The sequence below is a fragment of the Nocardiopsis yanglingensis genome (assembly GCF_045809185.1).
GTDB lineage: Bacteria > Pseudomonadota > Gammaproteobacteria > Xanthomonadales > Xanthomonadaceae > Stenotrophomonas > Stenotrophomonas yanglingensis.
Genome location: NZ_JBJNRH010000021.1, coordinates 49,384 through 59,492, shown reverse-complemented (window position 1 = coordinate 59,492; position 10,109 = coordinate 49,384). Strand labels below are relative to the sequence as shown.

Here is a 10,109-nt window from a genome sequence, read left to right as displayed (position 1 = left end):
CCCCGCCGGGGTGGGCAGGGGCCTGGGCAAATGTCCCCCGGCGCCGGCCGTTGGCCGTCACCTCCTCCTTTACTTTGCCCAGACCCCTGCCCACCCCGACGAGGCTCGGCGTGCGGTGAGCAGAGCGCAGCGCGCGCGGGCGCCTTTCAACGAGGCGCCGACGAACTCCGAACGCCGGGCGGATGCCCTTGCGTGCGAAGTAAAGGGGGAGGTGACGGCCAACGGCCGGCGCCGGAGGACATTCGTACGCAAGGGCATCCGCCCTGCGCCACGATGATTCAATCCGCCGCACGCGATGCAGAAACCGCTCAGCGCCCGCGACCACCGTGCCAATGCTGGTGCCACGCCTGGAACATCAGCACGTTCCACAGGTGCGTGTGCCACTTGCGCTCGCCACGCAGGAACGCCTCCCAGATACCGCGCACGCGTGCTGCATCGAAGCAGCCCTGGTTGCGCAGCAGCTGCGGGTCCAACAGCGCCTCCGCCCAGTCGCGCAGCGGGCCCGCCAGCCAACGCGCCATCGGCGGGCCGAAACCGCGCTTGGGGCGATACACCAGCGGTTCCGGCAGGTAGCGGGCCAACAGGTGCTTCAGGATCAGTTTGTGCTCGCCGTCGTGGTACTTCAGGTGCTGCGGCAGCCGCCAGGCCAGGCGCACCACCTCCATGTCCAGCAGCGGCGCACGGGTTTCAACGCCCGCTGCCATGCCCGCACGATCGACCTTGGCCAGGATGCCCTCGGCCAGGTCCATGCGGAAATCCAACAGCTGGATGCGCGCCTCGGCCGGCAGCGCGGTGTCCTGCTGCTGGAAGATCGTCATCGGCTCGCGCGCGCCCAGCACCACCTGCGCCGGCTGCCGCCAGCGCGTCACTCGCTGCAGGTAATGCCCTTCCACATCGTTGGCGGCAACCTCGGCCACCAGTGCGCGCCAGCCACCGAGGCGGCCGCGTTCGACGTTCATGCGGTTGCCGCTGCGCCGCGCCAGGTCGCGCACCCAGTCCGGAAGGCCCCCGCACAGGCGCGCATTGCGCAGTGCGCGGCCATAGCTGGGGTGGCCGAAGAACAGTTCATCACCACCGTCGCCAGTCAGAGCAACCGGCTTGCGTGCACCCAGCAGTTCACTGGCCAGCAGCGTCGGCAGCTGCGAGGCGTCGGCGAAGGGCTCGCACCAGACCTGCGGCAGGCGCTGCAGCAGGTCCAGGCCCTGGCGCGCGTCCATGCGGTGCAGGTGATGTTGCACACCCAAGTGGCGCGCGACCTGCGAAGCCCAGTCGCTCTCGTCATGGCCGGGATCGTCGAAACCGACCGTCCACGCCTCGATCGGCAAGGTCGATTGGGCCTGCATCATCGCCGTCACCAGCGAGGAATCGGTGCCTCCGGACAGGAACGCGCCACAGGCCAGTGGCGAGTGCATGCGTGAAGCGATGGCCTTCTGCAGTACGGATTCCAGCTGGTCGGTCGCCTGCTCAAGGCTCGGCGCCGGCTGCAGCGGTTCCTGCAATGCGCTCTGCATCGCGTCGCGTGCGCACCAGTAGCGCGAACCGCCCTGCGCCGCCTGGCTGGAGCCACCCGCCGCGTGATCGCTGAGGTCGACGCGCAGCACTGCGCCAGCCACCAGCTTGTGGATGCCCCGGTAGATGGTGTGCGGTGCCGGCACATAATCGTGGCGCAGCAGCAGGCTCAGCGCATCCTGGTCGATGCTTGGCGCGAAGCCGGCGAAGGCCTGCAGCGCCTTCATTTCCGAGGCGAACAGGAACTGGCCCTGGAACCAGCCGTAGTACAGCGGACGCTCACCGACCGGATCACGGGCCAGCCACAGCGCGCGCGACTCGCGGTCCCAGACACTGAAGCCGAACGCACCTTCGATACGGGACAGTGCCCGCTCCACGCCCCATTCGACAATTGCCTGCAGCAGCAACCGGGCATCGCTGCAGCTGCGCGGCAGATCACGCAGCTGCGACTGCAGGTCGGCGCGGTTGTACAGGCGACCGTCCAGGCACAACACGTAACGGCCACAGTCCGAGCTCAGCGGCTGCAGCGGGGTATCGGTCGGCGCCCGGCAGTGGCCCAGCGCGAGGCCAGCCTCGGCGTCGGTCCAGTAACCGATGCGACCCCGGCCGCGCTGCTGCAGGGCGCGCAGCATCGGCGCCAGCTGCTGCAGCAGCTGTTCGTCCTCGGCGGGCGGCAGCCAGGCCCCGACCACGCCGCTCATCGGGCACCTCCGCAGCGGCAGCGGCGGGACGGGTTCAGCAGGCAGGGGGCGGCGGGCGACATGGGAACGGCACGCGGAGCGGAGGAGACTCCATGCTCCGCGCCCCACCTGCCCCGCGTCAGTCGCTTTGCTGTCAGCGATGGTCACCAGACGTATCACGAAGGTAACGTTTTGTAACGGCAACAAGCTATGCTGGACGCCAAGTTGTTGCCAGGCCTGAGGCCCGGCCCGCGCGCCAGCAACCCCGGCTGAATGGCGCCCGCCCCCTGGACCCGGGTGGCCCGACGGCTGGGATAGCATCGCCGCGCTCGTGCCGTGGCGGTACGTATGCCCCACGGAGGCCTTGAAAATGCTGGATATCGTACTGGTCGAAGACGATGCCCGCCTCGGTACGATGGTCAGCGACTATCTGCAGCGGCATGGCTACCAGGTGGCCCATGAGCGCAGTGGCGAGCGCGCGGTGGCCCGGATCCTGGCCGAGAAGCCGGCCCTGGTCCTGCTCGATGTCGGCCTGCCGGACCAGGATGGTTTCGAAGTGTGTCGGCAGATCCGGCCCCACTACGATGGCATCATCTGCGTGCTGACCGCCCGTACCGACAACATCGACCAGGTGCTGGGGCTGGAGCTGGGCGCCGACGACTACATCGGTAAGCCGATCGAACCGCGGGTGCTGCTGGCCCGCCTGCGTGCGCACCTGCGCCGCCACCGCCGGGTCGAACCGCGCGACGGCAGCCTGCGCTTCGGCGAGCTGAACATCGACCCGTCCACCCGCAATGTGCACCTGCAGGGCGGCCTGCTGGAGCTGACCACGGCCGAGTTCGACCTGCTGTTCCTGCTGGCCAGCAACGCCGGCCAGATCCTGGACCGCGACGCGCTGCTGCGCGGCCTGCGTGGCATCGCCTTTGACGGCCTGGACCGTTCGATTGATGCGCGCATCTCGCGCTTGCGCCGCAAGCTGGGCGACAACCCTGAACAACCGGAGCGGATCAAGACCGTCCGCGGCCGCGGCTACCTGTTCAGCCGCTCGGCATGGGGATGAAGCGCACGCCCTCGGCGATGCGCGGCCACGCCTTCCACTTCCTGCGCTACGGCATCGGTTTCCTGGTCGCCCACCTGTTGTTGATCGTGCTTGGCCTGTGGGCCTGGGATGCGCTGCTGGAAGACCGCACCGAAGCCAGCCTGCTGGCCGAGATGCGTGGCACCCATGCGCTGCTGCAGCAACGCTTCGCCGAAACCCCACGCGAGCAGTGGCCGGCGCTGGCACGAGGGCTCGATGCCGATTTCGCCTATGCCCTGCGGATGGTGCCCCTGGCCGAGGCGGAGAAGGCGCTGTCGGCCAGCCAGCGACCGCCGTTCAACAACGGCCGGGTGCAGATCGACCTGGAGCATATGCGCAGCCTGCAGCGGATCGGCGACAGCGACTACGCGGTGATGCTGGGGCCGTTGGACGAAGCGCTGCCGGACGAGGGCTGGCAGGACAGCGAAGTGTCCGGCGTGGCGATCCTGCTGCTGATCCTGATGGTGGCGGTGGCATTGCCGATGTATGTGATGGTCTACCGCCTGTGGCGCGACGTCTCGCAGTTGGCCCAGGCCGCGCGGCAGATGCGCGACGGCCAGCTGGATACCCGCGCGCCGCGCGCCGGTACCGCACTGGTGCGGCCGTTGGCCAACGCCTTCAACCACATGGCCGAGCAGCTGCAGCAGCTGCTGGAAAGCCAGCGCGTGCTGGCGCAGGCGGTGGCGCACGAAGTACGCACGCCGTTGGCGCGGATGCGTTTCGGCCTGGCCGACCTGGAAGACACCGCGCTTGATGATGTGCAGCGCGATGCGCTGGGCGGGCTGCGCACCGATGTCGATCGGCTGCAGCACCTGACCGATGCCGGCGTCGAATACGCCGCACTCGGCCGCTGCCATCAGCTGACCCGCCAGCGCCTGCAGCTGGCGGCGCTGGTGCGCGGCGTTGTGGCCCAGTTCGCGCCGTTGCCGATGCCGGTGCAGCAGGCGTTGTCACCCGTGGGCCTGGTCAACGTCAACCGGCACATGCTGGAACTGGCGCTGCGCAACCTGCTCGGCAATGCCCTGCGTTACGCGCGTCGGCAGATCCGTATCGCCAGCACGGTCAACGACGGCTGGCTGTGCCTGCAGGTGGAGGACGACGGCCCCGGCATCGCACCGGAACTGCGCGGCCAGGTACTGCAGCCGTATGTGCGGCTGGACCCGGGCAGCCCCGGTTTCGGCCTCGGCCTGGCCCTGGTGCAAGTGGTGGCAGACAAGCATGGCGGCCATGTCGAGGTGACCGATTCGGAGCTGGGCGGCGCCTGCATCCGCCTGCACCTGCCGCTGGAAACCGGCGGTGTCGTGGAGGGCGAGTCGGCCTGCTAGACCGCCGGTTCCGCGCGCGGCAGGGCAAACACGAACAGCGCACCTCGTTCGCTGTCGCGCAGTTCGATACGGCGGCCATGCAACTGCACGATGCGCTGCACGATCAACAGGCCCAATCCGCCGTTCTCGCCGCGCCGCGCGCCCAGCGCGGCCGGCGCCTGGAACAGCTGCGTACGCAGCGCGGGGGCTACTCCGGGGCCGTCATCGGCCACGCTGACCTCCACGCTGTCGGGAGTCGCGCGCAGGCGCACCTCGATCTGGCCACCGTCGGGCGCATGCCGCAGCGCGTTGTCGAGCAGGTTGGTCAGCACCCGCTCGACCAGGCCCAGGTCAGCGCGGACCAGCGGCAGGCCGGGCGGAAACGCCGCGTGCAGCTGTTGGCCACGCGCCTGCGCGGCCAGCTCGAACTTCTGCAGTACGTCCTGCAGCAGCTCCGGCAGTGCGAACACTTCCCACTCCAGGCGCACTTCGCCGTGCTCCAGCCGCGCCAGCTCGAACAGCGCGCGCGCCAGCCGGCCAACCTTGGCGCTCTGCGCCAGCGCGATACCAAGGTAGCGGCGGCGCTCGTCCGGGGACAGCGTGGCGTCCTTCAGCGCCAGCGTTTCCAGGTAGCCATGCAGCGACGACAACGGCGTGCGCAGGTCGTGCGAGATGTTGGCGACCAGCTCACGGCGCTGCAGGTCCTGCTGGCGCAGCTGCTGCCACTGCTCGCCCAGCCGCTGCGCCATCTGCGCGTGCGCGTGTTCCAGGATCACCAGTTCGTCGCGTTCACCGGGCCGCAGCGGCTCCGGCGGCGGCAACGGCGTGGGCGCATCGATGTCGAACGCCTGGATGCGCCGGGTCAGCCGCCGCAGCGGACGGGTCACCCAGTAGAACGCCACCAGCCCGGCCAACAGGCCAAGGCTTCCGACCAGCATCACCGACCACCACGTGGTGTTCCACTGGCTGCCGGCCGCGAGGTCGTCGGCGAGCATCTGCCGGTGTTCGCCGACCAGCACCACGTACACGTAGCCGGCCTGGCGGCCCTGCACGATCAACGGTGCAGCGCTGAACACCTTGCGGCCGTCCGCGCTGCGCGGGTCATCGCCGAGGATCGGCAGTGGCGCACCCGACATCAGCCGGCGCAGCGGTGCTACGTCCACCTTGTTGCGCACCAGATGGCCACTGGGCGCATCGTGGCCGAGAATGCGGCCCTGGTCGTCCAGCAGGTAGACCTCGACGCTGGGATTGACCGCCATCAGCTGGCCGAACAGCGCGCGCACCGCGGCATCGCGCATGCCGCTGGTGTCCATCAGTTCGCTGCGCTGGGCGATGTGCTCGGCCAGGCCCAGCGACAGCCGCTGCACCACTTCCTGCTCGTGGCGGGTATTGGCGCGCATCTGCAGCGCCAGCAGCGCCATGCAGCACATCAGCATCAGCGCGGCGATCACCGCCGCCAGCTTCTGCCACAGGTTCGGCTTGATCATGCCGCCGCCCCGGCCGGGTCGACCAGCTTGTAGCCGCGGCCCCACACCGTCAGCAACCGCCGTGGGTTGGCCGGGTCGGGTTCGATCTTGCTGCGCAGGCGGTTGATGTGGGTATTGACCGTATGCTCGTAGCCATCGTGCTGGTAGCCCCAGACCTGGTTGAGCAGTTCCATGCGCGCGAACACCTGGTCCGGATGACGGGCGAAGAACAACAGCAGATCGAACTCGCGCGGGGTCAGCTCCAGCGCGCTGCCATCCACCGAGGCGGTGCGCGCGACCGGATCGAGCTGCAGCCCACCCAGCTCGATCGCGCCGGCATCGATGCGTGCGCTCTGCGCCATCGCCTCGGCGCGGCGCAGCAGCGCACGCACCCGTGCCACCAGTTCCGGCATCGAAAAGGGCTTTGCCAGGTAGTCGTCCGCGCCCAGTTCCAGGCCAACGATGCGCTGGGTTTCGCTGCCACGCGCGCTGATGATGATGATCGGCACGTACCGTGCCATCGCGCGTGCACGCTGGCACACCTGCAGGCCATCCACGCCGGGCAGCATCACGTCCAGCACCAGCGCATCCCACGGGCCGTCCTGCTCGAGCAGGCGCAGGCCGGCATCGCCGCTGGCGGCATGGGCGACGTCGTAACCCTCATCGCCCAGATGCATGCGCAGCAGGTCGGCGATGTGGGCATCGTCTTCAACGATCAGCACGCGTTTGGTGGACATCGGCAGCTCGGGGCCAGTGGGGAGGCTGGCTGCATTGTGGCGCGGTACGGCCGCCGATACCTCACGAAAAATTGAATCCTGCGTGAGGATTCGTTGACCCGGGCGGGCGCAGCATGGCCCCGTCGCCCCTTCCCGGAGTCCGCCATGTCCCTCACCCGCCGCCATCTGCTGGGCCTGGGCGGTGTTGCCACCGCCGCCGGCCTGCTTGGCCTGGGGGCCTGCAGCCGCGCTGCCCCGGCCGCCGCCGAAGCGCGCCCGTCGCGACAGTTCGAGGTCATGCACAGCGATACGCAGTGGCGCCAGCAACTGACCCCGGCGCAATACGCGGTGCTGCGCCAGCAGGCCACCGAGCGCCCGTACAGCAGCCCGCTCAACAAGGAACACCGGCAGGGCACCTTTGCCTGCGCCGGCTGTGCGTTGCCGCTGTTCTCCTCCTCCACCAAGTTCGAGAGCGGTACCGGCTGGCCCAGCTTCTGGGCACCGCTGCACAACGCCATCGGCGAAGACCGCGACGTCACCTTCGGGATGCTGCGGGTGGAGGTGCACTGCCGCCGCTGCGGCGGCCACCTCGGCCATGTGTTCAACGATGGGCCACGCCCGACCGGGCTGCGTTACTGCATGAACGGCGCGGCAATGGTGTTTGTTCCCGGTGCCACTGATGGCACCGCCGACGGCTGGCGGGTGCCGGTCGGTTCTTCCCCTGCTTCCGGAGCCTGACGATGCTGCTGTTGCTGCTTGCCTACCTCGGGGGCGCGCTGACCCTGCTCAGCCCCTGCATCCTGCCGGTGCTGCCGTTCGTGTTCGCGCGTGCCGATCGCCCGTTCCTGCGCAGCACGCTGCCGTTGCTGCTGGGCATGGCGCTGACCTTCACCGTGGTCGCCAGCCTGGCCGCGGTGGGCAGCCAATGGGTGGCGCAGGCCAACCAGGTGGGACGCTGGATCGCCCTGCTGCTGATGGCGGTGTTCGCGGTCGCGCTGCTCTGGCCGCGGCTGGCCGACCACCTGCTGGCGCCGTTCCAACGCGTGGGTGCCCGCTTGAGCGCGCGTGCCGATGCGGCGGATGCCGCGGGGCACGGCGGGGCGTGGACCTCGCTGCTGATCGGCATCGCCACCGGCCTGCTGTGGGCACCGTGCGCCGGGCCGATCCTCGGCCTGGTGCTGACCGGCGCCGCCCTGCATGGCGCCAGCGTCGGTACCAGTGCGCTGCTGCTGGCGTATGCATCGGGTGCGATCACCGCGCTGGCGCTGGCGGTGTGGGTCGGCGGCCGCGTGTTCCGTGCGCTGCAGGCGCGGCTCGACCTCGGCGATGTCCTGCGCAAGGTGCTGGGTGTAGCCGCGCTGCTGGCCGTCGTGGCGATCGGCCTCGGCTGGGATACCGGCCTGCTGACCCGTCTTTCAACGGTCAGCACCGCGCGTATCGAGCAAAGCCTGCTGGACGCAGTGCCGGGCGCGCAGCCGGCTGCACCGCCGATGATGATGACCGGTGTCAACGCCGCGGCCGATGCGCCGCTGCCGGTGGAAGGCACCCTGCCCGCGCTGGACGGTGCCACTGGCTGGCTCAACAGCCCGCCGCTGAGTGCGCAGCAGCTACGCGGCAAGGTGGTACTGGTCGATTTCTGGACCTACTCCTGCATCAACTGCCTGCGCGCGATGCCGTTCGTGCACGAATGGGAGCAACGCTACCGCGACCACGGCCTGGTGGTGGTCGGCGTGCACACGCCGGAGTTCGCCTTCGAGCGCGACCCGAGCAACGTGATGAAGGCCGTGCAGCAACTGAAGGTCGAGTACCCGGTGGCACTCGACAACCAGTACACGATCTGGCGCGCGTTCAACAACCGCTACTGGCCGGCGCAGTACTTCGTCGACGCGCAGGGCAACATCCGCGGGCACCAGTTCGGCGAAGGCAACTATGCGCGCTCGGAACAGATGATCCGTCGCCTGCTGACCGAAGCGGGCCAGACGAATCTGCCGCCGCCGGCCGATCCGGCCGCCGCCGATCTGAAGGGCGTGGCCGCGCAGGCCGACATGGGCAACCTGCGCTCGCCGGAGACCTATCTGGGCCACGCCCGCGCCGAGCAGTTCGCCTCGCCCGGCGGGCAGCGCAGCGATGCTGCGTTCGACTACACGCTGCCGGCCACCCTGGCGTTGAACCAATGGGGACTGTCCGGGCGCTGGACCATCACCGACGAAGCCGCGCAGCTGCAGCGGGCCGGTGGCCGCATCGCCTTCCAGTTCCATGCGCGCGACCTGCACCTGGTGCTGGCACCGAGCGAGGACGGCAAGCCAGTGCGCTTCCGCGTCTGGCTGGACGGCAAGCCGCTGCCCGCCGCCGATGCCGGCAGTGATGTCGGTGCCGATGGCACGGGCGCGGTCGACGAGCACCGCCTGTACCAGCTGGTACGCCAGCGCGGCACGGTCGGCCCGCATCGCTTCGAGATCGAATTCCTCGATGCGGGCGTGCAGGCCTATGCCTTCACCTTCGGTTGAACCGGGAGCACACGATGAAACTCTCCTTTGAACAAGGCATCGCCGCCGGTGTTGCAGGTCTGGTGGCCACGGCATTGATCGCCGGTGTGCTACTCGTTGATCACAGCGCCATCGCGGCACCGGTCGAAGCCAGCGCGCAGGTCAAGACGCTACCGGCGCCCAGCGGCGACGCCACGTTCCGCGATGACGCCACCCATGCCAGCGTGGTGTTCGCCGGTGGTTGCTTCTGGGGCGTGCAGGGCGTGTTCCAGCACGTCAAGGGCGTGAGCAATGCAGTGTCCGGCTACATCGGTGGCAGCGCTGCCAATGCACGCTATGAGCGGGTCAGCAGCGGCCAGACCGGTCATGCCGAGGCGGTGAAGATCGACTACGACCCGCGCCAGGTCAGCTACGGGCAACTGATGCAGGTGTTCTTCTCGGTGGTGCACGACCCGACCCAGCTCAATCGGCAGGGACCGGACCACGGCAGCCAGTATCGATCGGCGATCTTCAGTGACGACGCGCGCCAGCAGGCTGCCAGCCGCGCCTACATCGCCCAGCTCGGCCAGGCCGGCAGCTACCGCGCGCCGATCGTCACCCAGCTGGTCAGCGGCCAGCGCTTCTACCCGGCCGAGAGCTACCACCAGAACTACATGACCAACTACCCGCAGGCGGCCTACATCCGCTACTACGACGCACCGAAGCTGGCCGCGCTGGGCAAGCAGTTCCCGGCGTTGTACCGGCGCGAGGCGGTGCTGGTTCCGATGCGGTAACGACCTGGGTAGTGGCGGGGGGGGGGGGGGCCCCCCCCCCCGGGGGGGGGGGGGGGGGGGCGGCGGCCGGCCGGCCCACCGGCGCCAAAAAATAAAA

The 10,109-nt window shown here is 69.3% G+C and carries 8 protein-coding genes; 5 read left to right on the top strand and 3 right to left on the bottom strand.

Annotated features, from left to right (window positions below; translation table 11 throughout):
- Positions 1 to 308: 308 nt before the first annotated feature.
- The gene (asnB, locus tag ACJ7C5_RS19800; RefSeq protein ID WP_094000513.1) at positions 309 to 2,210 is read right to left on the bottom strand and encodes an asparagine synthase (glutamine-hydrolyzing); all 1,902 of its coding nucleotides are present in this window, start codon (positions 2,208 to 2,210) and stop codon (positions 309 to 311) included.
- A gap of 349 nt (positions 2,211 to 2,559) precedes the next feature.
- Between asnB and ACJ7C5_RS19795 the strand changes: the two genes are divergently transcribed.
- Positions 2,560 to 3,249: a winged helix-turn-helix domain-containing protein gene (locus ACJ7C5_RS19795; RefSeq protein WP_010484092.1), complete on the top strand. Its 690-nt coding sequence runs from the start codon at positions 2,560 to 2,562 to the stop codon at positions 3,247 to 3,249.
- Entirely contained in the window at positions 3,246 to 4,592 is a 1,347-nt protein-coding gene (locus tag ACJ7C5_RS19790; RefSeq protein WP_097048425.1) for an ATP-binding protein, read from the top strand. Before ACJ7C5_RS19795 ends, ACJ7C5_RS19790 begins: the two co-directional genes overlap by 4 nt.
- On the opposite strand, the gene ACJ7C5_RS19785 is transcribed toward ACJ7C5_RS19790, so the two are convergent.
- Both ACJ7C5_RS19785 and ACJ7C5_RS19780 read right to left on the bottom strand, forming a co-directional pair.
- Positions 4,589 to 6,058, bottom strand: a complete 1,470-nt coding sequence (locus ACJ7C5_RS19785) for a sensor histidine kinase (RefSeq protein ID WP_412704860.1) — start codon at positions 6,056 to 6,058, stop codon at positions 4,589 to 4,591. The two genes, ACJ7C5_RS19790 and ACJ7C5_RS19785, sit on opposite strands and share 4 nt — an antisense overlap.
- Positions 6,055 to 6,774 carry a response regulator transcription factor gene (locus tag ACJ7C5_RS19780; RefSeq protein WP_087921426.1) on the bottom strand — a complete coding sequence of 240 codons (720 nt, stop codon included), beginning with the start codon at positions 6,772 to 6,774 and terminating at the stop codon, positions 6,055 to 6,057. The genes ACJ7C5_RS19785 and ACJ7C5_RS19780 overlap by 4 nt, the downstream gene beginning before the upstream one ends.
- 144 nt (positions 6,775 to 6,918) lie before the next feature.
- Here ACJ7C5_RS19780 and msrB point away from each other — a divergent pair, with 144 nt between their 5' ends.
- Genes msrB through msrA form a run of 3 tightly spaced genes read left to right on the top strand, consistent with a single transcriptional unit; the run spans position 6,919 to position 10,012 of the window.
- Positions 6,919 to 7,491, top strand: a complete 573-nt coding sequence (msrB, locus tag ACJ7C5_RS19775) for a peptide-methionine (R)-S-oxide reductase MsrB (RefSeq protein ID WP_412704859.1) — start codon at positions 6,919 to 6,921, stop codon at positions 7,489 to 7,491.
- 2 nt (positions 7,492 to 7,493) lie between these two features.
- Positions 7,494 to 9,260, top strand: a complete 1,767-nt coding sequence (locus ACJ7C5_RS19770; RefSeq protein WP_412704858.1) for a cytochrome c biogenesis protein DipZ — start codon at positions 7,494 to 7,496, stop codon at positions 9,258 to 9,260.
- A 14-nt stretch (positions 9,261 to 9,274) separates the two neighbouring features.
- Complete coding sequence (gene msrA / locus ACJ7C5_RS19765) at positions 9,275 to 10,012, top strand: peptide-methionine (S)-S-oxide reductase MsrA (protein ID WP_412704857.1); 738 nt, start codon at positions 9,275 to 9,277, stop codon at positions 10,010 to 10,012.
- The last annotated feature ends 97 nt before the right edge of the window (positions 10,013 to 10,109 follow it).

Excerpts from the sequence above, each read along its gene's own strand:
- msrB (WP_412704859.1), top strand. The coding sequence starts at position 6,919 with ATGTCCCTCACCCGCCGCCATCTGCTGGGCCTGGGCGGTGTTGCCACC.
- ACJ7C5_RS19780 (WP_087921426.1), bottom strand. The coding sequence starts at position 6,774 with ATGTCCACCAAACGCGTGCTGATCGTTGAAGACGATGCCCACATCGCC.
- ACJ7C5_RS19785 (WP_412704860.1), bottom strand. The coding sequence starts at position 6,058 with ATGATCAAGCCGAACCTGTGGCAGAAGCTGGCGGCGGTGATCGCCGCG.
- ACJ7C5_RS19770 (WP_412704858.1), top strand. The coding sequence starts at position 7,494 with ATGCTGCTGTTGCTGCTTGCCTACCTCGGGGGCGCGCTGACCCTGCTC.
- ACJ7C5_RS19795 (WP_010484092.1), top strand. The coding sequence starts at position 2,560 with ATGCTGGATATCGTACTGGTCGAAGACGATGCCCGCCTCGGTACGATG.
- msrA (WP_412704857.1), top strand. The coding sequence starts at position 9,275 with ATGAAACTCTCCTTTGAACAAGGCATCGCCGCCGGTGTTGCAGGTCTG.
- ACJ7C5_RS19790 (WP_097048425.1), top strand. The coding sequence starts at position 3,246 with ATGAAGCGCACGCCCTCGGCGATGCGCGGCCACGCCTTCCACTTCCTG.
- asnB (WP_094000513.1), bottom strand. The coding sequence starts at position 2,210 with ATGAGCGGCGTGGTCGGGGCCTGGCTGCCGCCCGCCGAGGACGAACAG.